The sequence below is a fragment of the Saccharothrix sabaoui genome, from assembly GCF_051756985.1.
Classification (GTDB): Bacteria; Actinomycetota; Actinomycetes; order Mycobacteriales; family Pseudonocardiaceae; genus Actinosynnema.
In genome coordinates this window covers 45778-72110 of sequence record NZ_JBPKJK010000028.1, presented here as the reverse complement: position 1 = coordinate 72110, position 26333 = coordinate 45778, and the positions used below count along the sequence as shown (strand labels likewise).

At 75.9% G+C, this 26333-nt stretch carries 26 protein-coding genes; 19 read left to right on the top strand and 7 right to left on the bottom strand.

Features of this window, described 5'->3' with window-relative positions:
* The 8 genes from ACR807_RS11585 to ACR807_RS11550 form a co-directional block, all read left to right on the top strand.
* Positions 1–1447: cytochrome P450 (locus ACR807_RS11585; protein WP_438921259.1), on the top strand; the 1447-nt coding region annotated here is incomplete at its 5' end.
* A gap of 73 nt (positions 1448–1520) precedes the next feature.
* Entirely contained in the window at positions 1521–2537 is a 1017-nt protein-coding gene (locus ACR807_RS11580; RefSeq protein WP_438921258.1) for an intradiol ring-cleavage dioxygenase, read from the top strand.
* Between the two features lie 87 nt (positions 2538–2624).
* Entirely contained in the window at positions 2625–3479 is an 855-nt protein-coding gene (locus ACR807_RS11575) for an SDR family oxidoreductase (RefSeq protein WP_438921257.1), read from the top strand.
* A 96-nt stretch (positions 3480–3575) separates the two neighbouring features.
* On the top strand, positions 3576–4346 hold the full coding sequence (locus ACR807_RS11570; RefSeq protein WP_438921256.1) for a hypothetical protein: 771 nt from the start codon (positions 3576–3578) through the stop codon (positions 4344–4346).
* 130 nt (positions 4347–4476) lie between these two features.
* Positions 4477–7161, top strand: a complete 2685-nt coding sequence (locus ACR807_RS11565) for an AfsR/SARP family transcriptional regulator (protein WP_438921255.1) — start codon at positions 4477–4479, stop codon at positions 7159–7161.
* A 57-nt stretch (positions 7162–7218) separates the two neighbouring features.
* The gene (locus tag ACR807_RS11560) at positions 7219–7722 is read left to right on the top strand and encodes a sigma-70 family RNA polymerase sigma factor (RefSeq protein WP_438921254.1); all 504 of its coding nucleotides are present in this window, start codon (positions 7219–7221) and stop codon (positions 7720–7722) included.
* Positions 7723–7809: 87 nt separating this feature from the next.
* Positions 7810–8184 carry an SRPBCC family protein gene (locus ACR807_RS11555; protein WP_438921253.1) on the top strand — a complete coding sequence of 125 codons (375 nt, stop codon included), beginning with the start codon at positions 7810–7812 and terminating at the stop codon, positions 8182–8184.
* A 10-nt stretch (positions 8185–8194) separates the two neighbouring features.
* Positions 8195–9028 carry an aldo/keto reductase gene (locus ACR807_RS11550; RefSeq protein ID WP_438921252.1) on the top strand — a complete coding sequence of 278 codons (834 nt, stop codon included), beginning with the start codon at positions 8195–8197 and terminating at the stop codon, positions 9026–9028.
* 43 nt (positions 9029–9071) lie between these two features.
* Here the strand turns inward: ACR807_RS11550 and ACR807_RS11545 are convergent, their stop codons facing one another.
* Positions 9072–9968: a sugar ABC transporter substrate-binding protein gene (locus tag ACR807_RS11545; protein WP_438921251.1), complete on the bottom strand. Its 897-nt coding sequence runs from the start codon at positions 9966–9968 to the stop codon at positions 9072–9074.
* Positions 9969–10211: 243 nt separating this feature from the next.
* Between ACR807_RS11545 and ACR807_RS11540 the strand changes: the two genes are divergently transcribed.
* A complete protein-coding gene (locus tag ACR807_RS11540) occupies positions 10212–12017 on the top strand; it encodes an MSCRAMM family protein (protein WP_438921250.1) in 1806 nt (601 codons plus the stop codon).
* A 42-nt stretch (positions 12018–12059) separates the two neighbouring features.
* Here the strand turns inward: ACR807_RS11540 and ACR807_RS11535 are convergent, their stop codons facing one another.
* Positions 12060–12686, bottom strand: a complete 627-nt coding sequence (locus tag ACR807_RS11535) for an MBL fold metallo-hydrolase (protein WP_438921249.1) — start codon at positions 12684–12686, stop codon at positions 12060–12062.
* Entirely contained in the window at positions 12686–13771 is a 1086-nt protein-coding gene (locus ACR807_RS11530) for an S-(hydroxymethyl)mycothiol dehydrogenase (protein WP_438921248.1), read from the bottom strand. The genes ACR807_RS11535 and ACR807_RS11530 overlap by 1 nt, the downstream gene beginning before the upstream one ends.
* 270 nt (positions 13772–14041) lie before the next feature.
* Here ACR807_RS11530 and ACR807_RS11525 point away from each other — a divergent pair, with 270 nt between their 5' ends.
* Genes ACR807_RS11525 through ACR807_RS11480 form a run of 10 tightly spaced genes read left to right on the top strand, consistent with a single transcriptional unit; the run spans position 14042 to position 20675 of the window.
* Positions 14042–14317 carry a hypothetical protein gene (locus ACR807_RS11525; RefSeq protein ID WP_438921247.1) on the top strand — a complete coding sequence of 92 codons (276 nt, stop codon included), beginning with the start codon at positions 14042–14044 and terminating at the stop codon, positions 14315–14317.
* Positions 14318–14319: 2 nt separating this feature from the next.
* Positions 14320–14661 carry an antibiotic biosynthesis monooxygenase family protein gene (locus tag ACR807_RS11520; protein ID WP_438921246.1) on the top strand — a complete coding sequence of 114 codons (342 nt, stop codon included), beginning with the start codon at positions 14320–14322 and terminating at the stop codon, positions 14659–14661.
* Entirely contained in the window at positions 14658–15275 is a 618-nt protein-coding gene (locus ACR807_RS11515; protein ID WP_438921245.1) for a SchA/CurD-like domain-containing protein, read from the top strand. Before ACR807_RS11520 ends, ACR807_RS11515 begins: the two co-directional genes overlap by 4 nt.
* Positions 15272–15661 carry a cupin domain-containing protein gene (locus ACR807_RS11510; protein ID WP_438921244.1) on the top strand — a complete coding sequence of 130 codons (390 nt, stop codon included), beginning with the start codon at positions 15272–15274 and terminating at the stop codon, positions 15659–15661. Before ACR807_RS11515 ends, ACR807_RS11510 begins: the two co-directional genes overlap by 4 nt.
* Complete coding sequence (locus tag ACR807_RS11505) at positions 15658–16920, top strand: beta-ketoacyl-[acyl-carrier-protein] synthase family protein (protein WP_438921243.1); 1263 nt, start codon at positions 15658–15660, stop codon at positions 16918–16920. The genes ACR807_RS11510 and ACR807_RS11505 overlap by 4 nt, the downstream gene beginning before the upstream one ends.
* Positions 16917–18143 carry a beta-ketoacyl synthase N-terminal-like domain-containing protein gene (locus ACR807_RS11500; protein ID WP_438921242.1) on the top strand — a complete coding sequence of 409 codons (1227 nt, stop codon included), beginning with the start codon at positions 16917–16919 and terminating at the stop codon, positions 18141–18143. The genes ACR807_RS11505 and ACR807_RS11500 overlap by 4 nt, the downstream gene beginning before the upstream one ends.
* A gap of 1 nt (position 18144) precedes the next feature.
* A complete protein-coding gene (locus ACR807_RS11495; RefSeq protein WP_438921241.1) occupies positions 18145–18387 on the top strand; it encodes a phosphopantetheine-binding protein in 243 nt (80 codons plus the stop codon).
* Positions 18388–18389: 2 nt separating this feature from the next.
* The gene (locus tag ACR807_RS11490; RefSeq protein ID WP_438921240.1) at positions 18390–18848 is read left to right on the top strand and encodes an SRPBCC family protein; all 459 of its coding nucleotides are present in this window, start codon (positions 18390–18392) and stop codon (positions 18846–18848) included.
* Complete coding sequence (locus ACR807_RS11485) at positions 18833–19162, top strand: TcmI family type II polyketide cyclase (RefSeq protein WP_438921239.1); 330 nt, start codon at positions 18833–18835, stop codon at positions 19160–19162. Before ACR807_RS11490 ends, ACR807_RS11485 begins: the two co-directional genes overlap by 16 nt.
* Complete coding sequence (locus tag ACR807_RS11480; protein WP_438921238.1) at positions 19155–20675, top strand: FAD-dependent monooxygenase; 1521 nt, start codon at positions 19155–19157, stop codon at positions 20673–20675. The genes ACR807_RS11485 and ACR807_RS11480 overlap by 8 nt, the downstream gene beginning before the upstream one ends.
* Positions 20676–20729: 54 nt before the next feature.
* On the opposite strand, the gene ACR807_RS11475 is transcribed toward ACR807_RS11480, so the two are convergent.
* From ACR807_RS11475 to ACR807_RS11460, 4 genes are all read right to left on the bottom strand, one after another.
* Positions 20730–21881 carry an MFS transporter gene (locus ACR807_RS11475; RefSeq protein WP_438921237.1) on the bottom strand — a complete coding sequence of 384 codons (1152 nt, stop codon included), beginning with the start codon at positions 21879–21881 and terminating at the stop codon, positions 20730–20732.
* Entirely contained in the window at positions 21878–22552 is a 675-nt protein-coding gene (locus ACR807_RS11470) for a GntR family transcriptional regulator (protein WP_438921236.1), read from the bottom strand. The genes ACR807_RS11475 and ACR807_RS11470 overlap by 4 nt, the downstream gene beginning before the upstream one ends.
* A 164-nt stretch (positions 22553–22716) precedes the next feature.
* A complete protein-coding gene (locus tag ACR807_RS11465) occupies positions 22717–24231 on the bottom strand; it encodes a glycoside hydrolase family 53 protein (RefSeq protein WP_438921235.1) in 1515 nt (504 codons plus the stop codon).
* Between the two features lie 41 nt (positions 24232–24272).
* Positions 24273–26312 (bottom strand): beta-galactosidase, encoded by a 2040-nt coding sequence (locus ACR807_RS11460; protein WP_438921234.1) that lies wholly within the window; start codon positions 26310–26312, stop codon positions 24273–24275.
* Positions 26313–26333 lie beyond the last annotated feature (21 nt).

The following is a 26333-nucleotide window of genomic DNA, read 5'->3' as shown; positions in this document are numbered from 1 at the left end:
CCGGGTCCACACTGGACGGACCAGAGGGAAGGGGGGTGGGCCGTCCGTGGTCGCCGAGGCGCACGTGCCGTCCGGCGGTCGGCTCGCACGGGCGCGGGAGCTGCTCGCGGTGCCCGGTCCGTTCCCCGCCGCGCCGCCCGGCAGCGGGTTGCGGACCGTGCCGGGGAACGCGGGCTGCCCGGTGGTGGGTCACACGTTCGCGGCGATCCGTGACCCGGTCGAGTGGGGTGCGCGCCGACTGGCGCGGTACGGCCCGGTGAGCTGGTCCTGCGGGTTCGGGCGGCGCATCGTGTCGCTGGTGGGCCCGGAGGCCGCCGAGGTGGTGCTGGTCAACCGGGACCGGGCGTTCGCCAACCGCCAGGCGTGGGAGTTCTTCCTGGGGCCGTTCTTCCGCGGCGGGCTGCTGACCCTGGACGGCGAGGAGCACCTGCGGCAGCGGCGGGTCGTGCAGCAGGCGTTCACGCCGAACCGCCTGCGCGGCTACCTGGACCGGATGAACCGCGTGATCGACGCCGGGCTGCGCGGGTGGCGGCCGGCGGACCCGTTCCCGCTGCTGCCCGCCGTGAGGCGGTTGACGCTGAACCTGGCCGCGGACGTGTTCCTGGGGCTCGCGCTGGGCCGCACCGCCGACGCGGTCGGCGCGGCGTTCGTCGACATGACCAGGGCCGTCACCGCCTACGTGCGCGTCGGCGCGCCGGGCACCCGGTGGGCGCGCGGCCTGGCCGGCAGGCGCGTGCTGGAGCGGTTCTGCCTCGACCGGCTGCCCGCCAAGCGCGCGGGCGACGACACCGACCTGTTCGGCCTGCTCTGCCGCGCCGGCGACGAGGACGGGCGGCGGTTCACCGACACCGAGGTCGTCGACCACGTCATCGGCCTGCTGCTCGCCGCGCACGACACGACCACCGTCGCGCTGAACTCGGCGCTGTACCGGCTGGCCAAGCACCCGGAGTGGCAGGACCGGGCGCGGGCGGAGTCGCGGGCGCTGGGCACTCGGTTCGCCGGCTGGGACGACCTGCCCCGCCTGCGCGCCCTCGACCTCGTGGCGAAGGAGGCGCTGCGGCTCGTCACCCCCATCCCGGTCTACCCGCGCTGGACCGCGCGCGACACCGAGGTCCTGGGCCACCACCTGCCCCGGGGCACCCTGGTGACGGTGACGCCGCTGGTCAACCACCACCTCGCGGAGCTCTGGCCGGACCCGGAGCGGTTCGACCCCCTGCGGTTCGCCGGGCCGGCGCGGGTGGACCGCTACGCGTGGGCGCCGTTCGGTGGCGGGGTGCACAAGTGCGCGGGGGAGCGGTTCGCCGACGTGCACGTCAAAGCGCTGCTGCACCAGCTGCTCCAGCGCTTCCGGATCAGCGTCGAACCCGGCTACGAGACCGCGTTCGACTTCTCCGCCCTGCCGGTGCCCCGCGACGGCCTGCCGGTGCGGCTCGACCGGATCGGGTGACCGCGCGCGAACCGGCGTGCGACCGGGGAGGGGCCGCCCTAGCGTGGCCCGGAACCGCACGGCTGGAGGTCGCATGAGCAACGACGGGGTGCCGTCCTACGAGGGGCGCCCGCTGCCGCGCCCGGACGAGGAACCGGTGGACCAGGGTTTGGGCTTCGACCTCGGCACCCTGCTGAGCAGGCGGCTGGCGCTGCGCGCGTTCGGCCTGGGCGCGGCGGCGCTGGGGCTGGCCGCGTGCTCGGGCGGCTCGTCCGGGTCGTCCGGCACGACGGCGACGTCCGGCTCGACCGCGACGTCGACCGCGCAGCTGCTCCAGGAGATCCCCGACGAGACCGCCGGGCCGTACCCGGGCGACGGCTCCAACGGACCGGACGTGCTCGACCGGGGCGAGGTGGTGCGCGGCGACATCCGGACCAGCTTCGGCGGACCGACCGGCAGGGCCGAGGGCGTGCCGATGACGCTGGACCTGGTGGTCAGCGACCTCGCCAAGGGCGGCGAGCCGTTCGAGGGCGCCGCGGTGTACGTGTGGCACTGCACCCGCGAGGGCGGCTACTCGCTCTACAGCGAGGGCATCGAGCAGGAGAACTACCTGCGCGGCGTGCAGGTCGCGGACAGCTCCGGGAAGGTGAGCTTCACCAGCGTCTTCCCCGCCTGCTACGCGGGGCGCTGGCCGCACGTCCACTTCGAGGTCTACCCGGACCTGGCGAGCATCGCCGACGTCACCAAGGTCATCGCCACCTCGCAGGTCGCGCTGCCCCAGGACGCCTGCGAGAAGGTCTACGCGGAGAAGGGCTACGAGGCGTCCGTGGACAACCTGAAGAAGGTCACGCTCGACGGCGACAACGTCTTCGGCGACGACGGCGGCGTCACCCAGTTGGCCACCGTGACCGGCGACGTGTCCGGCGGGTTCCAGGTGACCCTCGCGGTCGGTGTCGACACCACGACCACCCCGACCGGCGGCGGCACCCGGCCGGGCAGCGACGGGCAGCCGTCCGGCGCGCCCCAATCCGGTGCGCCCCAGTCGGGCGCACCTCAGCCCAGCCCGCCCCAGTCGGGCGCACCCCAGTCCGGCCCGCCGTCCTCGCGGTAGCGCGGGCGGGCAGTGCGGGCAGCGCGGGCGGGCGGCGCGGGCGTGGGCGATGCTGTGCGCCGTGATCACCCACGACAGGAGCCGCCCATGACCGGCAGCACCACCCCCGCCATCGCCGTCACCGGGGCCACCGGCCGGTTGGGCGGGCGCGTCGCCCGGCGCCTGGCCGCCGCGGGCCTGCCGCAGACCCTGCTGGTGCGCGCCCCGGCCCGCGCCCCCGGGCTGCCCGGCGCGCACGTGGTCCGGGCCGCGTTCACCGACCGCGACGCCGTCCGCGACGCCCTGCGCGGCGTCGACGTCGTCCTGATGGTCTCGGCCTCGGAGACCCCCGACCGGGTCGACCTGCACCGGGCGTTCGTGGACGCCGCCGCCGAGGCCGGGGTCGGGCACCTGGTCTACACCTCGTTCTGCGGCGCGGCCCCCGACGCGGCGTTCACGCTGGCCCGCGACCACTGGGCCACCGAGCGGCACGTCCGCGCGAGCGGACTCCCGTTCACCTTCCTGCGGGACAACCTGTACGCCGACTTCACCCCCGGCCTCGTCGGCGACGACGGGGTCATCCGGGGCCCGGCCGGCGACGGGCGGGTCGCGGTGGTCGCCCAGGACGACATCGCCGACGCCGCCACCGCCGTGCTCACCGCCGCCGCCGACCACGCGGGCGCGACCTACGACCTCACCGGCCCCGAGGCCCTCACCTTCGCCGAGGTCGCCGAGGTGCTCACCCGCGTCACCGGTCGCGAGGTCACCTACCACCCCGAGACCGTGGAGGAGGCGTACCGGTCGCGCGCCCACCACGTCGCGCCCGACTGGCAGCTCGACGCCTGGGTCTCCACCTACACCGCCGTCGCGCGCGGCGAGCTGGCCGGCGTCACCGACCACGTGCGCCGCCTCACCGGGCACCCCGCCACCGCGCTGGCCGACGTCGTGCGCGCCCCCGCCTGACCCCGTTGCGCCGTCCGTGGGACGTTCGGCGGCGACCGCTAACCCGGGTGCCGCGCCGGACGACCCCACGGGTAGCAGTCGAGGCAAGGGGACGCCATGCGCTATCGACCGATGGACGGTGAGCCGGAGGACCCGAGGTTGGGCCGGTTCGTGCCGGACGACTGGCGGCACGTCGAGAACTACCCGCTGACCGCGCTGGCGGAGCAGCCCTCGCGGCGGCCCGTCGTGATCGGCGTGAACTGGTACCGGGAGATGGACGGCCCGGTGCGCGACGAGACCAGCGGCGAGCACTTCATCGCGCGCGGCGGGGCGAGGTCGCTGACCCGCATCCGCGGCGGGCACTGCGTGTGCCTGGAACCGGGCGGCGGCCCGGACCAGGAGGCGTGGCGCGCGTTCTACGACCAGGGCACCGAAGGCGCGTGCGTCGGGTTCGGCTGGTCGCGCGCCATGTCGATCCTCAACGGCGGGCTCTACTCGGCGCGCTGGCTGTGGTCGCGGGCCAAGGAGCGCGACGAGTGGTCCGAGACCAACCCCGGCGACAACGAGGGCACGTCGGTGCGCGCGGCGGCCGAGGCGCTGGTCGAGCTGGGGCACGTGCCCTGGCAGGACGAGTACGCCGCCCACGACTGGCGCACGCGCTCCGGGTACGCGCCGGACGGCGGGCACGGCCTCGCCGCGTTCCGCTGGGCCAGGACGGTCGACGAGGTGCACGCCCTGCTGGGCAACGAGCGCGCCGACGAGCTGGGCGCCGTGCCGGTGCTCAACTCGTGGGGCACCGGCTACCCGCTGCGCGTGTGGCTGCCCGACGACGTCCTGGACCGCCTCATCGGCGAGGACGGCGAGATCGCGGTGCCCACCGATCGGTGATCCGCGCGCGGGGCCGGTCGGCGGTAGACTGGCCGGCCCACCGACCAGTGATCGAGGGGCCGCCCTGATCGGCAAGAACGTCCGGCTGTCCGTCCTGGGACCACTGCGCGCACGGGTCGACGGCGCGGAGGTGGCCCTCGGGCCTCCGCAGCAGCAGGCGGTGCTCGCGCTGCTGGTCGTGGCCGGGGGCGAACCCGTGCCGATGTCCGCCGTCGTCGACGCGCTGTGGCCCGCCGACCCGCCGCCGAGCGCGGCCAACGTCGTGCACCGGTACGTCGGCGCGCTGCGCCGGGTCGTCGAACCGGACCTGCCGCGCCGCGCCACCGGTCGCTGGCTGCTGCCCGTGCCGGGCGGCTACCAGCCGGTGCTCGACGCGGAGGTCCTGGACCTGCTGCGGTTCCGCGAGCTGGTGCGCGCGGCGGACGACGCGGACCCGCGCGCCGGGCTCGCCTCGCTGCTCGCCGCGCTGGAGCTGTGGCGCGGGCCGGTGGCGTCCGGGATCGCCGAGGAGATCCGGTCCGGCGCGCAGTTCGTGGCGGTCGAGCACGAGCGGGTGGCCGCCGTGCGCCGGGCCGTGCGGCTCGCGTTCGACTGCGGCGAACCGGGGGCCGTGCTGCCCGCGCTGCGGCGCGTGGCGCACGGCCACCCGCTGGACGAGGCGCTGCACGCCGACCTGGTGCGGGTGCTGGCCGCCACCGGGTCCCAGGCCGAGGCGCTCGACGCCTACGAGGCGGTGCGCGCCCGGTTGGCCGACGAGCTGGGGCTCGACCCGGGCGAGGCGCTGCGGGCGGCGCACCGGGCCGTGCTCGTCGCGCACGCCACCGAGCCCGTGGTGCGGCCCGCGCAGCTGCCGCGCCCGCTCGACGCGTTCGTGGGCAGGCAGGACGAGGTGGAGGCGCTGTCGACGGCCGCCGCCGACGGGGCCGGGCTGATCGCCGTGACGGGCATGGCCGGGATCGGCAAGACCACCCTCGCCGTCCACTTGGCCCACCAGGTGTCCGGGCACTTCCCGGACGGCCTGCTGCACGCCGACCTGCGCGGTTTCCACCCGGACGACAAAGCGGTGGACCCGGCCGCGCAGCTGGGCGACTTCCTGCACGCGCTGGGCGTGCGGCCGGCGGACGTGCCGGACGGCGAGCAGGCGCGGTCCGGGCTGTTCCGCAGCCTGCTCGCCGGCCGCCGCGCGCTCGTGCTGCTGGACAACGCCCGGGACGCCGAGCAGGTCCGGCCGCTGCTGCCCGGCGCGGGCAGCCTGGCCGTGATCACCAGCCGCGACGACCTGGCGGGCCTCGTCGCCTCGCACAACGCCCACGCCGTGCGGCTGGACGTCCTCGACGAGGGCGCGGCCCGGGAGGTGCTGGTCCGCCGGCTCGGCAAGCGGCGCGTCGGGGCCGAGGAGCACGTGGTGGGCGCGATCCTGGCCGCCTGCGCGCGGCTGCCGCTGGCGCTCGCCGTGGTGGCCGCCCGCGCCGCGACCCGGCCCTCGTTCAGCCTCGCGACGCTGGCCGACGACCTGGCGGACACCCGAGGCGGCCTGGACGCGCTGTCCACCGGTGACGTCGCGCTCGACGTGCGGGCGGTGTTCTCCTGGTCCTGCGACGCGCTGAGCCCCGCCGCGGCCAGGCTGTTCCGGCTGCTCGCGCTGCTGCCCGGCGACGACGTCGGCGTGCCGGCGGTGGCCGCCGCCCTGGGCGAGCAGCCGTCCCGCGCGCGCCGCCTGCTCGCCGAGCTGTGCGCCGCGCACCTGCTCACCGAGCACGCGCCCGGCCGGTACTCGCCGCACGACCTGCTGCGCGCGTACGCCACCGAGCTGGTCCACGAGCACGAGAGCGCGGCGGAGCGGGACGCGGTGGTCGACGCGGTGCTGGACCACCACCTGCACACCGCGTGCGCGGCGGCCCTGGCCCTCTCCCCGGAACGGGTGCCGATCCCGCTCGACCCGCCCCCGGCGGCGGCGCGCCCGCTCGCCTTCGCCGACGGGGCCCGGGCCGCCGCCTGGTTCGCCGCCGAGCGCCGCGTGCTCCTGGCCGCCCAGGCGCGGGCCGCCGAGCGGGGGCGGCACGACGTCGCCTGGCGGCTGGGCTGGTCCCTGGCGCACCACCTCGACCGGGCGGGCCACTGGGACGACCTGGTGACCACCAGCCGGGTGGCCATCGCCTCGGCGCGCCGCGTCGGCGACCGGTTGGGCGAGGGGCACGGGCTGGTCGGCCTGGCGCGGGCCGAGGCCGACCTGGGGCGCGTCGACGTGGCGTGCGCGACCGGCGAGCAGGCGCTGACCGTGCTCGCCGACGTGGCCGAGCCGCGGCTGCTCGCCGACGTGCACCGGTTCGCCGGGTGGCTGTACGAGGGCGCGGGCGACCACGTGCGGGCGCTCGACCACGCGAGCGAGGCGCTGCGGCTGCAACGCCTCGGCACGGACAACGCCCGCCTGGCCCGCGCCCTCAACGCCGTGGGCTGGTACCTCGGCCTGCTCGGCCGGCACGAGGAGGCCCTGGCCCACTGCCGCGAGGGCCTCGCGCTGACCTCGCCCGACGACGACTACGGCCTGGCCGACCTGCGGGACAGCATCGGCCTGGCCCTGGCCAACCTGGGCCGGCTGGACGAGGCGGTCGAGCACTACCGCGCGGCGCTCGCCGGCTACGGGAAGCTGGGCATCCGCTACGCCCTGGCCGACACCGGCGAACGGCTGGGCGACGCCGAGGCCGCCGCCGGCCGCCCGGACCTCGCCGCCCACCACTGGCGCGCCTCGCTGGCCGTGTTCGAGGAGCTGGGCCTGCCCAGGGCCGACGACCTGCGCGCCAAGCTCACCCCCTGACGACGGCTCCCCGGGACGTTCACTTGTTGTGCACTTCGGGTTCCTAGCGTCGGGGCCGTGACGTCCGCGGCCGGTGACGAGTTCACGCGATCGGTGTTCCTGGAGCACCGGCTGCTGCTGCTGGCCCACGCCAGGCGGCTGACCGGCGACCACCACGCCGCCGAGGACGTCGTGCAGGAGGCGATGATCCGCACGTGGCGGCACGCGGACCAGCTGCTCGACGACGGCGGCCCGGTCCGGGGGTGGCTGTTGACCGTGGTGCGCAACATCGTCCTCGACCGGGCGCGGGCGCGGCGGGTGCGACCGGTCGAGGTGGACGACGCGCGCACCGCGCCCGCGGTGACCACCGACCACGCGGACCGGGTGGTCGCCGACGTCGTCGTGGGCGAGGCCCTGCTGCGGCTGCCCACCGAGCTGCGCCGCGTCCTGGAGCTGGTCTACCTGCGGGGCGACACGGTCGCCGAGGCGGCGTCCGCGCTGGACATCCCGGCCGGCACGGTCAAGTCCCGCACCCACCGCGCGATGCACCTGCTGCGCAGCGGCACGCCGCGCGCCGCGTGACCGGACCGGACACCGACCGGGGACCGCCGCCCGCCGCCCGGCGCTCGCCACCCGGCGCTCGCGCGGCTCCTCGGCGACGATGGGGGAGTGGAGGGCAGGACGAGCGCACCGGGCCGGGCGCCGGCGGCGGTGGTGTGGGAGCGCTACGCCGAGCCGGCGCGGTGGCCGGGCTGGGCGCCGCAGATCACCGGCGTCGAGGCGTCGGCACCGCGCATCGCGCCCGGCGTCACGGGTCGCGTCCGCGGCCCGCTGGGCGTGCGGGTCGCGTTCACCGTGACCGAGGTGGACCCGGTCGCCCGCACCTGGGCGTGGGACGCGCGGCTGGGACCGCTCCGGCTGCACCTGCGCCACGGCGTCGAACCGGACGGGGCGACCTGGCTGGTCGTGCGCGGACCGGCTCCGGTCGTGCTGGCCTACCTGCCGATCGCCCGGATCGCCCTGGGGTCGCTCACCCGGCGCTAGGGTCGGTCCCGTGATCACGACCTTCCGCATCGGCGGAGACCTGGAGGTGGGCCGGCTCGGGTTCGGCGCCATGCGGCTGCCGACCGCTCCCGGCCCGGCGCGCGAGGCGTCGATCGCGGTCGCGCGGCGCGCGGTCGAACTCGGCGTGGCGCTGGTCGACACCGCCCACATGTACGGCTGGGGCGCGAACGAGGAACTGCTGGCCGAGGCCCTCCACCCGTACCCGGAGGGCCTGGTCGTCGCCACCAAGGTCGGCATCCGGCGGGCGGGCGACGAGTGGCGGTGCGACGGCCGTCCCGACTCGCTGCGCCGCCAGGTCGACGAGGCCCTGCGGCGGCTGCGCGTCGACCGCGTCGACCTGCTGCAACTGCACCGCGTGGACCCCGACGTGCCGCCGGCCGACCAGTTCGGGGCGCTGCGGGACCTGCGCGCGGAGGGCAAGGTCCGCCACGTCGGCCTGTCCGAGGTCACCACCGACGACCTGGCCCGGGCCCGCGAGGTCGTGGACGTCGCGAGCGTGCAGAACCGCTACAGCCTCCTGGAACGCGGCCACGAGCCGGTGCTGCGGGCGTGCGAGGCCGCCGGGATCGCCTTCCTGCCCTGGCGACCGGTGGCGGGCGCGGCCGGCGCCCCCGCGGTGATCGCCGAGGTGGCCGCGGAACTCGGCGCCACACCGGCACAGGTCGCCCTGTCCTGGCTGCTGCACCGTTCGCCCGTGGTCGTGCCGATCCCGGGCACCTCCCGGATCGAGCACCTGGAGGAGAACGTGGCCGCGGCGGCCCTGCGCCTGGACACCACCCACCTCGCCCGCCTGGACCGCCTGGACCGGCCGCCGGCGGACTGACGGCGGCGGACTGACGGCGGCGGGCGGCACGAGCGGCACGGCGTCACCGGGTCTCGCGCACCTCGGGGTGCAGGATCGTCCGGGTCACCTGCTCGCGCCCCTCGTGCAGCTTCACGAGCGCGTGCACGGCGCTCTGCGCGAGGCGGTGCGAGTCCTGCACCACGGTCGCGCGCAGCGGGCTGGTGCCCCGGTCGACGAGGGTCCGCGCCTCCGCGATGCCGTCCACGCCGACCACCACCGTGCCCCCGGTCGACGGCGAGGGCGTGGCCCGCAACGCGTCCACCGCGCCCAGCGCCATCTCGTCGTTGGTGCAGAACACGGCGTCCAGCGCCGTCCGCCCGTCGAGTTCGCGGACGTGCGCCCGCACCGCGTCGAACGCGCGCACCCGCTGGAACGCGCAGCGGTCGTTCACCTCGATCGACACCCCGGCCAACCCGGCCCGCAGCACCTGCGCGCACCACACCTGCCGAGCGCGGTGCTCGCGACTGGCCACGACCAGCACGTGCGCCGGCCGTCCCGACCGCTCCAGCCACCCGACCAGCCACCGGCCCGCGAGCGCCCCGATGTCCGAGCTGAGGTAGCCGACGAACGCCGAGCCGCGCGGGTACCGGTTCTCGTCGAACGGCTCTATGTCCATGAACACCACGGGCCGCGCCAGCTCGGCGCAGAACGCCACCAGGTCCGGCTGGAGCCGGTGCACCTCGGTGGCCGCCACGAACCCGCCCAGGTAGTCCTGCCGCCTCGCCAGGACCCGCCGCAGGTGGTGGGCCTGCGCCGCCGAGTCGTAGTCCCGGTCGGGCACCTTGAGCACCAGGTCGATGCCGCCCCGGTCCAGCACGCCGTGCAGCCGCTGCACGAACTCCGCGACCCAGTACTTCTGGTCGAACGCCGACGTGATCAAAAACGCCCGCCGGGGCCGACGCCCGCGCCGGATGTCCATCCCGTCCCCTCGCGCCGGAGGAATGAGCGAATGATGCGGGCACCCCGGCGGGCGGCGCACGCAGTTCTGCGGTCCGGCCCCGGCCCGTGACCGCCGGCTCACCGAGGGACAAAGCCGGTGACAGCGCCACCGGCGGTCAGTACATTCCGCGTGGAATAGCGTGCCGGGGCACGCTCGGGGGGAAATCCGGTGGGCTCACCCGCCTCGTCCTCGCGCGCCCGCACGCCCACGTGGAGGGGAAGAATGAGACGTCGTCTTGCGGCGCTGGTCGCGGCGTGCGCGGTGCTCGTGCCGTTCGCGGGCACGGCGAGCGCCGATCCGGTGCTGTCCGAGGGCATCGTCACGGCCCGGTTCACCGGTCAGCCGGTGCCCGGCGCGTGCGTGACCGCCTTCGACGCGAACCAGGTCCAGGTCGCCCAGGACTGCGCCGACGCCGCCGGCCACTACTCGGTGAGCGTCCCGACCGGCTCGTGGGGGCCGTTCAAGCTGCGCACGACCGCCGAGGGGTACGCCGAGACCTGGTACGCCCGGCACTCCGGGGTGGACGCGCGCGACTTCGCGTCGGCCGACCCGGTCTACACCGGCGACCCCCGGCACGAGCTGGGGCTGCGACCGCCGGGCGTCGGCGTGCTGCGCGGGACGCTGACCACCTCGGCCGGCGCGCCGATCGAGTACGCGTCGGTGCAGGTCGTCGACGTCGACGGCGGCCACTGGGGTCCGTCGACCAGCACGGCGGCCGACGGGACCTACCGGTTCACCGGGCTGTGGCCCGGCCACTACAAGATCCAGTTCCGCTCGCCCCACGACGGCGAGCAGTGGTACCCCCGGCAGGAGGCGAACAGCGGGGCCGAGGCGGTCGTCGTGGCCGGCGACGTCGAGACCGTCGTCGACGAGCGGACCCTCCCGCCGGGCACGGTCGACCTGACCGTGGTGGACGAGGTGTCCGGCGCGCCGGTCCGGGACTTCTGCGTCTTCACGCCGGGCGTGGGCGCGGACCGCCCGTGCACGACGGACGGGCGGGTCTCGTACCCGCTCAACCGGGGCACGTACACGCTCCACGTCACGCCGGGCAGGACCCACTTCGGGGTCGACCACCGCGATGTGGTGGTCCGCTCCGGTGAGACCACGCGGGTGGTGGCCCGGGTGAAGCCCGGGGTCGCGATCCGCACGACCGTCCGGGACGCGCGCACCGGCGCGCCCGTGGCCGGGACCTGCGTGCAACCGGTCGCGGTCGCCGGGCACGGCGTGTCCGGCGAGTTCGCGTCCGACTGGTGCAGCGACGCCTCCGGCGCGGTCACCCTCGGCCCGCTGGCGCCCGCGGCCTACCGACTGCTGGCCCGGCCCGCCGAACCGCACGGCCTCCAGTGGGTCGGGTGGCTCGGCGGCACCGGCGACCAGCGCCGGGCGCGGGTGCTCGACGCGACGCCGGGGCGGTGGACGGACCTGCCGCCGATCCGCCTGGACCGCGCGGGCACCGTGACCGGTGTGGTGCGGGACGGGGCCACCGGCGCCGGGGTCGAGGGCGCGTGCGTCTTCGCGTACGCCACGACGAGCGCCTACGGCGACGCGTGCACCGACGGGAACGGCGCCTACCGGCTCACCGGCCTGGGCCCGTACCGCTGGCCGTTGGAGTTCGCGCACGCCCCGGGCGAGTACGCCTGGCAGTGGTCGGGCGGCGCGGCGGACCGCTTCGGTGCCGCGCCGGTCGCGGTGCGCGCCGGGCGCGAGGTCGCGCACGACGAGTCCCTCGTGCCGGCGGGCAGCGTGAGCGGCGCGACGTCCGTGGACGGCGACGAGTTCGGCTGGGTCGAGGTGACGCCGGTGAACGCCCGGACCGGTGACGTCGCCGGTGTCGCCACCACCAACTACGGCTTCGGCTACATCGTGCCGGGCCTCAACACCCAGGAGGTCAAGCTCCACTTCCGGGTCGTCGAGCGGGACCCCCGCCGGGAGGTCTGGTACCGGGACGCCGCCTCGTTCGACGCCGCCACGCCGGTCGCGGTGACGGCGGGCGCGGACGTGCCGGGCACCGACCAGCACATCGGGTAGCGGCGTGCGGGCGGGTCACCGCCGGTGGCCCGCCCGCACCCGTCAGCCGGCCCGGGCGATCCAGTCCGCGAGGTGCGGCGCCTCGGTGCCGATGGTGGTGTCGTCGCCGTGGCCGGTGTGCACGACCGTGTCCGGCGGCAGGGTGAGCAGCCGGGTCCGGATCGACTCGATGATCGTGGCGAAGTCCGAGTAGGACCGCCCGGTGGCGCCCGGTCCGCCGTGGAACAGGGTGTCGCCGGTGAACACCGCGCCCAGGTCGGGGGCGTGGAAGCAGACCGCGCCCGGCGCGTGGCCGGGGGTGTGCAGGACGTGCAGCGCGGTGCCCGCGACCTCGATGACCCGGCCGTCGGCGAGGTCGCCGCCGGGGTCGGTGTCCGGGTGGGTGAGCCGCCAGACGACCAGGTCGTCCGGGTGCAGCAGCACGGGCGCGCCGGTGAGCCGCGACAGCTCCGGCGCGACGCGGACGTGGTCGTCGTGGGCGTGCGTGGCCAGGATCGCCTTCACCGCGCGGTCGCCCACCACCCCCATGATCCTGTCCACGTCGTGCGGCGCGTCGACGACGACGCACTCGGTGTCGTCGCCGATCACCCAGACGTTGTTGTCGACGTCGAAGGTCTGGCCGTCGAGGCTGAACGTGCCCCGGGTGGTGGTGTGGTCGACGCGGGTCATCAGAAGACCACCACCGAGCGGAGCACGTCGCCGTGGTGCATCCTGGCGAAGGCGTCCTCGACCTGGTCGAGGGCGATGGTCTCGGTGACGAACGCGTCGAGGTCCAGGCGGCCCTGCCGGTACAGGTCGATCATGTAGGGGAAGTCGCGGGAGGGCAGGCAGTCGCCGTACCACGACGACTTGAGCGCGCCGCCGCGGGAGAACAGGTCGATCAGCGGCATCTCCAGCCGCATCTCCGGGGTGGGCACGCCGACGAGCACGACGGTGCCGGCGAGGTCGCGGGCGTAGAACGCCTGCTCCCAGGTCTCCGGTCGGCCCACGGCGTCGATGACGACGTCGGCGCCGAACCCGCCGGTCAGCTCGCGCACCCGCGCCACGACGTCCTCGGAGCCTGCGTGCACGGTGTGCGTGGCGCCCAGCCCGGTGGCCCACTCCAGCTTGCGGGGGTCGAGGTCCACGGCGACGATCGTCGTCGCGCCGGCGACGCGCGCGCCGGCGACCGCGGCGGCGCCGACGCCGCCGCAGCCGATGACCGCGACGGAGTCGCCGCGGGTGACGTTGCCGGTGTTGACCGCGGCGCCGAAGCCGGCCATCACGCCGCAGCCGAGCAGCCCGGCGACGGCGGGGGAGGCCTGCGGGTCGACCTTGGTGCACTGGCCGGCGTGCACGAGGGTCTTCTCGGCGAACGCGCCGATGCCCAGGGCGGGGGAGAGCGGGGTGCCGTCGGCCAGGGTCATCGGCTGCGCGGCGTTGTGGGTGTCGAAGCAGTACCAGGGCCGGCCGCGCAGGCAGGCCCGGCAGCGGCCGCAGACCGCGCGCCAGTTGAGCACGACGAAGTCGCCGGGCGCGACGTCGACCACGCCCTCCCCGACCGCCTCGACCACGCCGGCGGCCTCGTGCCCGAGCAGGAACGGGAACTCGTCGTTGATGCCGCCCTCCCGGTAGTGCAGGTCGGTGTGGCAGACCCCGCAGGCCCGCACCGCCACCACGGCCTCACCGGGCCCCGGATCGGGCACCACGACGTCCACCACCTCGACCGCGGCACCCCTGCCCCGTGCGACCACACCGCGAACCGTCTGAGCCACGTAGATCCTCCTCGATGCCCGCTGTCGGGTTCTGTTCTATGCCACGAGCCGCCGTTCGCGAAACCGGCCCGGCCCCGCCGGCGGCGTTCGCTCCACAGTGGAGTGCGGTACCGCGCCACGCGGGGAACGGGAACACGAAGTGCGACAAGCGTTTTACCCGTTCGAGTGGTCCGCACCCCCGGGGTGGTTGTGCGGTGGACAGCGCGGGGTCCGACCCGGAACGTGGGGAACCCGACCGCGACCAACCCCGCCGTCAGGGAGCGACCACCGATGTCGAGCACACTCCGCGCCGCCGCGCTGACCGCCGCGGCCCTCGTGACCGCGGTCCTCTTCGCCGAACCCGCCCGCGCCGACCCCGGCATCTGCATCGACCACGTCATGGAGCACGGCCACGAGGCCACCGACGCGGTGCTGCGCGCCTGCAAGATCGCCAAGACCGGTCTCCCGGACGACGTCCGGAAGTGCCGGGGCATCCTCCACCGCGAGGGCGTGGAGGGCGACGTCGCCCGGCACGCGTGCCGCATCGCCTCCTACCCGGAGGAGTAGCGGTGGAGCACACCGACGCCCTGCGGGTGATCTTCCGGCTGCGCGCCGCGCCGGGCGCCGGGCAACGCCTGCGCGACGCCTACGAGCGCATCCGCCACGAGGTCGCCCGCGTCGAGGGCTACCTCGGCGACCAGCTGTGCCAGTCCGCGCACGACCCGGACGAGTGGGTCATCACCAGCGAGTGGGAGAGCCCCGGGCACTTCGCCACCTGGGAGGCCACCGCCGGGCACCGCGCCCTCGCCGCGCCGCTGATGGCCTGCGTGACCGAGCGCGAGTCCCGGCGCTACCTCGTCCGGGCGACCACCCGCGCACCACGACGACAGGAAGTGGGAGGCACGCCGTGAACCGCTACGCCTTGACGTTCGCCGTGCGGCCGGGGTCCGAGGACGCCGTCGCCGCCATCCTGTCCGACTACCACCGGCCCCCGCCGGGCACGTCGGCCGGCGGCCCGCCGCGCACCCTGCTCGACCGCACCTCGGTGTTCATGGCCGGCGCGACCGTCGTCCGGGTCGTCGACATCACCTGCCCGCCCGCCGAGGCCGTCCGGCACCTGGCCGGTCAACCGCAGGTCAGGGCCGTGGAGGATCGGTTGCGGCCGTACCTCGCGCACCCCCGCGACCTGTCCGACGAGGGCGACCGCCGCCGCTTCCTGGCCACGTCCGCGATGCGGGTGGCCGGTCGGCGCGGTGCGGTCGAGCGCGGCGCGCCCCGGACCGCGGCGCTCTACCTGGCGCTGCCGGGAAGGGGCCGCGAGGTGGCCAGGCTGCTCGCCGCGGCGCCCACCGACGGCGGCGCCACCGTGTTCCGCCGGCACGACCTCGTGGTGCGGCTGGCCGAGTCCGGGCCGGGGGCGGCCGACTCGCCGCCGGTGCCGCTGGCGGGCCTGCTCGCCCCGCTCGTGCGGCTCGCGCGGCCGATGGCGCTGGTGACCGACCGGGTGGCGGAGGCGGTGGCGTGACCGGGCAGCTGCACCGGGCGGTGGGCCCGGCCGACGTCACGCCCCTGCTGCACCGCGGCGGCGACGTCCGCGTCCTGCTCGGCCCGGCGACCGTCGGCTCGACCAGCGGGTTCCTCGGCGTGCTGGCGCTCGCGCCCGGCGAGCGGGTCACCGAGCACTACCACCCCTACTCCGACGAGTACCTGTACGTGGTCGAGGGCGAGGTGGAGCTGGACCTCGACGACGTGCCGCACCCGTTGGCCGCCGACCGGGCGATCCTGGTCCCGAAGGGCGTGCGGCACCGGGTCCGCAACACCTCCGCCGCGCCCGCGCGCCTGGTCTTCCACCTGTGCCCGCTCGCGCCCCGCCCCGAACTGGGCCACGTGGACACGGAGCCGACGCCGTGACCCGCCGGGTGGCGGTGACCGGCATCGGCGTGGTGGCGCCCGGCGGCACCGGCGTGAAGGCGTTCTGGGAGCTGCTGACCGCGGGCCGCACCGCCACCCGCGCGATCTCGCTGTTCGACGCGTCGGGGTTCCGGTCGCGGGTGGCCGCCGAGTGCGACTTCGACCCCGCCGAGGCCGGGCTGAGCGCGGCCGAGGTCGCCCGGATGGACCGCTACGCCCAGTTCGCCGCGGTGGCCGCCGACGAGGCGTGGGCGCAGGCCCAGCTGGACGTCGCCGACCCGTGGCGGGTGGGCGTGTCGATGGGCTCGGCCGTCGGCGGCACGACCCTGCTGGAACGCGACTACGCGGCCACCTCCGACCGGGGCGCGCGGTGGCTGGTCGACCCGGCCGCCGCGTCGCCGTTCCTGCACCACGCCCTGTCGCCCGCGATGCTGGCCGCCGAGGTCGCTGACCGGGTGGGGGCGCGCGGACCGGTGCGCACCGTCTCCACCGGCTGCACGGCCGGTCTCGACGCGGTCGGGCACGCCGCCCGGCTGGTCGAGGACGGCGTGGTCGACGTGGTGCTCGCGGGCGGGGCGGAGTCGCCGATCTCGCCGATCGCGGTGTCCTGCTTCGACGCCATCCGCGCCACCACGGCCCGCAACGACGACCCGGAGCACGCCGCGCGGCCGTTCGACCTGGACCGGGACGGGTTCGTGCTCGGCGAGGGCGCCGCCGTGCTGGTGCTGGAGGAGCGCGAGCACGCCCGCCGCCGGGGCGCCGTGGTGCTCGCCGAGGTCGCGGGCTTCGCGACCCGCAGCAACGCCTTCCACATGACCGGCCTGCGCCCCGACGGCGTGGAGATGGCGGAGGCCGCCCGCCTCGCCCTGGACCAGGCCCGCGTCGCGCCCGCCGACGTCGACTACGTCAACGCCCACGGCTCCGGCACGAGGCAGAACGACCGGCACGAGACGGCCGCGTTCAAGCGGGTCCTGGGCGAGCACGCGCGCGCGGTGCCGGTCAGCTCCATCAAGTCCATGGTCGGCCACTCGCTGGGCGCGATCGGCTCGATCGAGCTGGCCGCCTGCGTGCTCGCGCTCGTCCACGGCGTCGTGCCGCCCACGGCCAACCTCGACACCCCCGACCCGGAGTGCGACCTGGACTACGTGCCGCACACCGCCCGGGAGCTCGACCTGCGCGCCGTGCTGTCGGTGGGCAGCGGGTTCGGCGGGTTCCAGTCCGCGGTCGTGCTCACCCACGCCGCGCGAGGGCGGTCGTGAGCACCGCCGTGGTGACGGGCGTCGGCGCGGTCGCCCCGAGCGGCACCGGCGCGGACTTCTGGCCCGCCGTGCGCGCGGGCCGCCGCGCGCTGGGCCCGCTGCGCCGCTTCGGGCCCCACCCGTACCCGGTGGTCGTGGCGGGCGAGGTCGACGGGTTCGGGCCGGACGGGTGGGTCGACCCGCGCGTCGCCGTGCAGACCGACCGGTTCACGCACTTCGCGCTCGCCGCCGCCGACCTGGCGCTGCGCGACGCCGACCTGGACCCGGCGACCGTGCCCGACTTCGGGTTCGGCGTGGTGACCGCGAGCTACTCCGGCGGCGTCGAGTTCGGCCAGCGCGAGATCGAGGCGCTGTGGCGGCACGGCCCCCAGCACGTCGGCCCCTACCAGTCGATCGCCTGGTTCTACGCGGCGAGCACCGGCCAGGTGTCCATCGGCCGCGGCCTGCGCGGCCCGTCGTGCGTGCTGGTCGCGGACGAGGCGGGCGGCCTGGACGCGTTCGCCACCGCGCGCGACGAGCTGGCCCGGGGCGCGCGGGCGATGCTCGCGGGCGGCGCGGAGGCGCCGTTCTGCCCCTACGCGATGTGCTGCCAGCTCGGCCTGGGCCTGCTCAGCACCGGCGAGGACCCCGGCACGGCCTACCTGCCCTTCACCGCGCGGGCCGCCGGGTTCGCGCCCGGCGAGGGCGGCGCGGTGCTCGTCGTCGAGGACGCCGACGCCGCCCGCGACCGGGGTGCCGCCGCGCGGGCCGTCATCGCCGGGCACGGCGCGACGTTCACCGGCCCGCAGCGCTTCGGCGACTCCGCCGAGGGCCTGGCGCGGGCGGCCCGGACCGCGCTGGCGCAGGCCGGTGTCGACCCGGCGGAGGTCGACGCGGTGTTCCTCGACGCGCTGGGCGACCCGCGCGCCGACGAGGCCGAGGCGCGGGCGCTGCACCTGCTCTTCGGTGACCGCGCCGTCCCGGTCACCGCGCCCAAGACCGGGTACGGCCGCTGCTACGCGGGCGCCGCGCCGCTCGACGTCGCGACCGCCGTCCTGGCCGTCGAGCACGGCGCCGTGCCGCCCACGCCCGGCGTCCGCGACTGGCGGTTCGACCTCGACCTGGTCACCGGCGAGGCCCGCCCGCTCGACACCCGCACCGCGCTGGTCCTGGCCCGAGGTCTGCACGGCGGCAACTCGGCCCTGGTCCTGCGACGTCCCGAACCGACCCGAGGAGGCAGTTGACGTGGACACCACACCTTCGCCCACCGACCTGGCGGCGCTGATCAGCCGCTGCACGGGGGTGGCCGTCACCGGGGACCAGCTCACCGACGGGCGCGCGACGTTCGCCGACCTCGGCGTGGACTCGCTGGGCCTGATGGGCGTGCTCGCCGAGCTCAAGCGCCACCACGGCCTGCCCCAGGACGTGGACCTGGACGCCGAGCAGCCGACCGGCGAGCTGCTGACGGCGCTGACCGGGAGGGCGTGAGCATGGCCGGGCACACCGAGAACGAGGTCCTGATCGACGCGCCGATGGACGTGGTGTGGGAGCGCACCAACGACGTCGAGCGCTGGCCCGGGCTGTTCAGCGAGTACGCGTCGGCGGAGGTGCTGGAGCGCGACGGCGACCGCGTGCTGTTCCGCCTCACCACGCACCCCGACCCGGACGGGAAGGTCTGGAGCTGGGTGTCCGAGCGGGTCGCCGACCCGGTCACCCGGACCGTCACCGCGCGCCGCGTCGAGACCGGGCCGTTCGAGCGCATGGACATCCGCTGGACCTACGAGCAGGTCGACGGCGGCGTGCTCATGCGGTGGGTGCAGGACTTCGCGATGAAACCGGGCGCGCCCCTCGACGACGCCGGGATGGCGCGGCGCATCGACGAGAACACGCCCGTGCAGATGGCCCTGATCAAGCGGAAGGTCGAGGAGGTCGCGTGCACCGCACCCTGATCGTGGCCAGGATGGCCCCCGACGCCGCCGACCAGGTGGCGCGCGTGTTCTCCGAGTCCGACCACCGCACGGACCTCGCCGAGGTGATCGGCGTCCGCTCCCGCACCCTGTTCCGGTTCGGCGAGCTGTACCTGCACCTCATCGAGGGCGAGCGCCCGCTGGAGGAGGCCGTGTCCGCGCACCGCTACCACCCGGAGTTCCGGCGGATCAGCGAGGACCTGCGGCCGTTCGTCTCGCCCTACGACCCGCAGGCGTGGCGGGAGCCGAAGGACGCGATGGCGGAGGAGTTCTACCACTGGGAGCGTCGTGCCTGAGCCGCTGCGCGTCCCGGCGCTGATCGCGGGCGGCGGCGTGGTCGGCCTGTCCGCCGCGGTGTTCCTCGCCCACGCCGGCGTGCCCTGCCTGCTCGCCGAACGCCGGTCCGGGCCGCTCGCCGAGCCCCGGGCCCGCTCCCTCAACCCGCCCACGGTGGAGCTGTACCGGGCGGTCGGCCTGGAGCGGGCGATCCGCGCCGTCCGCTCGCCCATCGCCGACCACACCGTCGTCGCGCACGCGGAGAGCGTGGCCGGGCCCGAGCGGGTGCGGCTGCCCGAGCGGGGCACGGCGGGCGGCCCCGGCGAGTGGGCGCCCATCGACCAGGACCAGCTCGAACCGGTGCTGCGCGACCACGCCCGCGCGAGCGGCGCGGACGTGCGCTACGGCACCGAGGTCGTCGCGGTCGAGCAGGTGCCCGACGGGGTGCTCGTGACGCTGCGCTCGGGCGGCGACGGCGATGGCGACGTGCGGGTGCACGCCGGGCACCTGGTGGTCGCGGACGGGGCGCACAGCCCGCTGCGCCGCCTGCTCGACATCGGGCACAGCGGGCCCGGCACGGTCGCGCGCAAGCTCGACGTGCGCTTCACCGCCGACCTGAGCGCACCGCTGGCCGGGCGCAGGGTCGTCGCGCTGACCGTCGCCAACGCGGCCGTGCGCGGCTTCCTCACCTCGGTGGACGGCGCGCGGCGGTGGCGGTTCGCGATCTCCCTCGAACCGGGTCAGACCGCCGCGGACTTCACCGAGCGGCGGTGCGCCGACCTGGTGCGGGCCGCGATCGGCGTGGACGGGCTGCCGGTGACCGTGGACCGCGTCGCCGGCACCACGTGGGACGTCGCTGGCCGCGTCGCGGACCGGATGCGCGTGGGCCGCGTGCTGCTGGCCGGGGACGCGGCGCACACCATGCCGCCGGTCGGGTCGTTCGGCGTGGCCACGGGCGTGCAGGACGCGTTCAACCTGGCCTGGAAGCTCGGCCTGGTGCACCGCGGCGTGGCGGGGGAGGAGCTGATGGCCAGCTACGAGGCCGAGCGGCTGCCCGTGGCGTGGGCGACGACGACGCTGTGCGTCGAGCGGTACCGGGTGCTCAACGGCGGTCCCGGCGACGCCGCGGCGAACGGCGCCCGGCGCGGGCGGCTGATGTTCGAGTGCGCCTACGCCGAGGGCGCGTTCGTCCCGGACCCGGACCACCCCCGCTCGACCCGGGTGGCCGGGGCGGCGGACCTGCTCGGCGGCTGGGCGCTGCTGACCGGCGCGGCGGCGCGGGGCTGGGAGGAGGCCGCGGCGCGGGCCGTCGTGCCGATCACCTGCCGGTCCGCGCCGGACCTCGTCGCGGCGGACGGGGCGGTGCTGGTGCGGCCGGACGGGTTCGCCGCGTGGCGGGGCACGGACCCGGGCTCGCTGCACGCCGCGCTCGACCGCGTGCTGTGCCGGACCGGGCCGGACGCCGCCGGGGCGGACATCGCCGGGGTGGCGGGTCCCGGGGTGGAGGACGTGGTCGGCATGCCGGTCGGGTAGTGGTCCGACCGCGCCGGGGAAGGCGCCGATCCCGGGGGACCTGGCCCGCCGCTGTCAGTCGACGGACAGTTTGCGGGCCAGGTAACCGGTCCAGGCCAGGGTGACGGCGGTCAGGCCCAGCACGCCCGCCGCACCCAGGCCCGCGGCCACCGCGCCCACCGCGGCGGGCACCACGACCTGCCCCGCGCGGTTGCCGGTCAGGCGCAGCGACATCGCCCGGCCGCGCGCGCCCGGCGGGGCCGATCCCGCCAGCCACGACATCGTCAGCGGCTGGCCGACGCCCAGGCCGAGCCCGGCCACCGTCACCGCCGCCACCAGCGCCCACACCGGCACGGGCGCGGCGCAGCACGCCAGGCCCACCGCGGCCGTCGCGACGCCGCCGATCAGCAGCCGCTTGCGGCCCAGGGCCGCGCTGAGCCTGCCCAGCAGGACGCGCGACACCATCGACGCGGCGGCCCGCAGCGCCAGCAGCGCGCTGACCAGGCCCGCGGACAGCTCGCGCTCCGCGCCCAGCGCCGGCAGGTAGACCAGCGAGATGTCCACCGCGGCGATCACCACGCAGCTCGTGGTCAGCGCCCTGGCCAGGCCCGGCAGGCGCAGCAGCGCCCCGAGGCCCACCGCCTCGCCCGACGACCGGTCGCGGGTGGTCCGGCTGCTCCGCAGCGGCACCGCGCACACCACCAGCAGCGTGCTGACCAGGCACGTGCCCAGGAAGATCGGCCCGGTGTCCGGGATGGACCCGCCGCCGCCGAACAGCGGGATCAGCAGCGGCCCGAGCAGCTGGCCGAGCGAGGCGGCGAACGTGTAGTAGCCGAACGCGGAGTCCAGGCTGCCGCCCGAGGCGGCGTTGGCCACCAGCGCCTGCTGGCCCACCACGCAGCACAGGTGCGCCGTGCCGAGCAGGACGCTGCCCGCCAGCAGACCGGGCAGGCCGTCGTCGAGGAGCACGAACACCGCCGTGGCCCCGGTCATCAGCACGCTGCCCGCGACCAGCACGCGCCGTTCGCCGACCCGGTCCACCAGGTGCCCGGCGGGCAGCGCCAGCACCAGCGGCACGAGCGCGAAGCACGCCGACAGCGCGCCCAGCCACGACGCGGGCACGTCCAGCTCCAGCGCCCGGTAGGACGCGGTGGGCCGCAGCACGAACGTGACGACCTGGGTGAGGACCGCGTGGCCGAACAGGGCGACGGTCGCGGTGCGCCTCACGGCCGCTTCGACAGCCGCCACGCCGCGTGCGCGGTCAGGCTGGTGTCGACGTGCTCCCGCATCGCGGCCGCCGCGCCGTCGCCGTCGCCCGCGATCACCAGTTCCAGCAGCGCCGCGTGCTCGCGGTCCTTCCGGGCCCGCTCGTCCTCGGCGCGCTCGACCTCCAGCGCGAGCCGCCGGTAGCGGTCGGTCTTGTCCCAGAGCCCGTCGAGCGCCTCGACCAGCAGCGCGTTGTGCGAGGCGCGGTAGAGCGCCGCGTGGAACCGCCGGTGCACGGCCAGCTCGTCGAGGCCGGAGTCGGCGGTGAGCGCGCGCAGCCCCTCGGCCGCCTCGCGCATCTCGCGGACGTCGTCGGCGGTGCGCCGCCGCGCGGCCAGGTCGACGGCCACCGGGTCGAGCGCCCGGCGCAGCTCCACCAGGTCGCGCGCCTCCTCGGCGCGCAGCTCCGCCACCCGCGCGTCGCGGTGCGCGCCCAGCTCCACGAGGCCCTCGGCCTTGAGCCGCTTCAACGCCTCGCGCAGCGGCGTGGTGCTGATCCCGATCTCCTGCGCGAGCGGCCCCTGGTTGATCACCGAACCCGGCGCCAGCTCGCCGGAGAGCACGCGCCGGCGCACCTCGTTGTAGGCGAACTCGGCCTTGGTCTGGAACACGGGCGCTGGTTCCGGCAGCACGGGGTGGCGCTCCTCCCGGTCGGACGACGACAGGTCATAGCTTATAACCTGTGTGCCGGAAGGCGGCGTGACCTGGACCGCACTCCCGCGCGGTGATCGGGTCCTGCGCACGACACGGTGTCGAACGGGCCGCCGGTCCACGCCCGTGGACCGGCGGCACCGCCTCAGCGGTGGAACGCGGTGATCGCCGGGAGCGCCCTGCCCGACCAGTCGAACAGCGCCTGGTTGTCCCAGCCGTCACCCGAGTCCGGGTTGTCCGGGTCCCAGCCGTTGCCGGGCACCGCGTACCAGGTGGGCTCCCAGTACACGACGCCCAGCGCGCGCGGCACGGCCTGCACGACGCTGATCACGTCGCGGAAGTGCGCCAGTTGGCCCTCCGAGGTCGCCGGGTAGCCGGGCAGCAGCTTCGAGGGGTCGCTGAACGCGTTCGGCTCGAAGTCCGCGTCGGCCATCGTGAACGGGTAGGCGGTCTCCACCACCATCACGTCCTTGCCGTACCGCGCGGGCACGTCGAAGAGGGTGCGTTGCAGCTCGCCGAGCGTGCCGTGCCAGTAGCCGTAGAAGGACAGGCCCACGACGTCGAACGGCACGCCGCGGCTCACCGCGTTGTCGAACCACCAGCGCACCGTGCCCTGGTCCGCGCCGTTGGCCAGGTGCAGCATCACCCTGGTCGACGACGACACCGCCCGCACCGCCGACACCCCGCTCTTGAGCAGCGCGGACAGGTTGGCCCAGTTGTCCGACGACCCGTCGGGCAGCAGCATCCCGGGGTTGGTCTCGTTGCCGACCTGCGCGTAGTCGGCCGTCGTGCCCTGCGCCTTGAGCGCGTTGAGCACGTCGTAGGTGTGGTCGTAGACCGCTTTCGTGAGCTGCGCGAACGAGTACCCCGCCCACGCGGCCGGCTTGCGCTGCTGACCGGGGTCGGCCCACGCGTCGGAGTAGTGGAAGTCGATCATCAGCTGGAGGCCCAGCGCCTTGACCCGCTTGGCCATGGCCAGCACGCGGGCCTTGGTGTTCCAGCCGTCGGCCGGGTCGACCCACACCTTGAGCCGCACCAGGTTCATGCCGTTGGCCTTCAGGACCTGCAACGCGTCCTGCGCCTGCCCGGACGTGGTGCGGTACACGCCGCCGTTGGCCTCCGCCCTGGGCAACGTCGAGGTGTCGCCGCCGCGCACCGCCACGGCGGCCCGCCCACCGACGAACTCCAGGTCGTCGACGTTGACCCAGTTGCCCGCCCGCGCGTCGGACACCACCGCGACCGTGCACCGGCCGCCGGACACCTGGGCGGACACCGCGACCCGCGTCCACAGGCCGTCCGCGCTGACCGGCAGCGGCACGCGCTGCTCCGCGCCGCCGCAGTCGCGCAGGGCCAGGTGCGCGGTGTTCTGCCACCCGGACGACCGCACCCAGGCGCGCGCGGTGTACCAGCCGTTGCCCAGGCCGGTCAGGGTCTGCCTGGTCTCGACCTGGTAGGCGCCGGACGCCCAGTGGGTCAGCCGGGTGCCGCCGCCGCGCCCGCCCGCCTCGGTGAACGACGCGCCGCCGGTGCTGGTCCAGCCGGACGCGCCGGACTCGAACCCGGGGTTGGTGAGCGTGCTCGCGGCGACCGCCTGGGGTGGCAGGGCCACCGCCGCCGCGGCGAGCACCGCGACGGCGAACAGCTTGGGGGATGCGGACATTCGTTCGTCCTCCTCGTCGAGAACGCGATGGGTGGGTCCGCTCAGCCGGTGCGCAGCACGGCCACCGCGCCCGCGGGCACGGTCAGCCACCCGTCGCAGCGCTCGCCGGTGAGCAGTTCGGTGCCCGACGCCTCGACCCGCGCGTCGGCGTCGGTGTGGTTGAGCACGAACAGGTACTCGGCGTCGGGGCCGTGCCGCCGCACGACCTCCACGTCGCGGGGCAGGTCGGCGGGTTCGACGCCCGCGTCCCGGTAGACCTCGCGCAGCACGCCCGCCAGGTCGTCGCCGCGCAGCCGGGTCGACAGGTACCAGGCGCTGCCGCCGCCGAACGCGTGCCTGGTCACGGCGGGACCGCCCGCGGCCGGGCCGTCGGCGTAGGACAGCACGGTCCCCGCGCCGTGCAGGCGGACGTCCTCCGCCCACACGTCGCCCGTCGCGCCCCCGGTCGGCGTCGCACCCCCGGTCAGCGTCACGCGCTGGTCGGCGCGCAGCGGCAGGAACTCCTCGACCTCCAGGCCGAGCACCGCGCGCAGCGCGCCGGGGTGACCGCCCGGGTGCACGGTGTCGTTGCCGTCGACGATGCCGGAGAAGTACGACACGACGAGCGTGCCGCCGTCGCGCACGTACCGCTCGAACACCGCCGCCGTGCCGGGCGCGGTCAGGTACAGCGAGGGCACGACGACCAGCCGGTACCCGGCGAGGTCCTGGCCGGGCGCGACGAAGTCGCAGGTCAAGTGGGCGTCCCAGAGCTGCTCGTAGAACGCGGCGACGCGTTCGCGGTAGTCCAGGTCCACCGACGGGCGCCACGCCAGCTCCAGCGCCCACCACGACTCCCAGTCCCACACCACGGCCACGTCCGCGCGCACCAGGCTGCCGCGCAGCTCCGCCAGCGACCCGAGGTCCGCGCCCAGCCGCACGACGTCGCGCCACACCCGGCTGCGGGTGCCCGAGTGCGGCAGCATCGCCGAGTGGAACTTCTCCGCGCCGAAGCGCGAGGCCCGCCACTGGAAGAACATCACCGCGTCCGCGCCGCGCGCCACGTGCGCGAGGCTGTTGCGGGCCAGCTCGCCGGGCCGCTTGGCGATGTTGCGGGGCTGCCAGTTCACCGCGCCCGTCGAGTGCTCCATGAGCATCCACGGCCGCCCGCCCGCCACCGCGCGGGTCAGGTCGGCCGACATGGCCAGGTCGATGTGGTTCCGGTCCGCCTCGGCGGTCAGGTAGTGGTCGTTGGCGACCACGTCCACCTCGCGGCCCCAGCGCCAGTAGTCGATGGACCGGCAGTTGGTGGTCATGAAGTTCGTGGTCACCGGCGCGGACGAGCGGGCGCGCAGCACGTCCCGCTCGGCCCGGTAGCAGGCCAGCAGCTCGTCGGAGCAGAACCGCAGGAAGTCCAGCTCCTGCGCCGGGTTGCCCGCCGTGCCGGTGGCGCGCGGCGGTTCGACCTCGTCCCAGTCGCCGTAGCGCTGGCCCCAGAAGCTGGTGCCCCACGCCGCGTTGAGCGCCTCCGGCGACCCGTGCCGCTCGCGCAGCCAGTCGCGGAACGCCCTGGCCGACTCGGGGCAGTAGCACGCGCCGACCGGCGCGCCGTACTCGTTGTGCACGTGCCACATCGCCAGCGCCGGGTGCGCGGCGTAGCGCTCGCCGATCGCGCGGGCGATGCGCGCGGCGGCCTCGCGGTAGGCGGGGGCCGACGGGCAGAACGTGGCCCGCGAACCGCGTTCGAGCACCACGCCCTCGCGCGTGACGGGCCGGATCTCCGGGTGCGCCCGGTACAGCCAGGCGGGCGGCACGACGGTGGGCGTGGCCAGGTTGACCGCGACGCCGTGGGCGTGCAGCAGGTCGAGCAGGCGGTCCAGCCAGCCGAAGTCGAACCCGCCCGGCCGGGGTTCCAGCAGCACCCACGAGTGGATGGCGACGCTGACCAGGTTCACCCCGGCCCGCCGCATCAGCTCCGCGTCCTCCGCCCACACCTCTTCGGGCCACTGCTCGGGGTTGTAGTCCCCGCCGTAGACCACCCCGGCCACGCCGACCGGCCAGAACGGATCGGCCAGGTCGGCGGGCTGTGGTGCCACGAAGGTCATGGAAGCTCCTGCGCTGTGAAC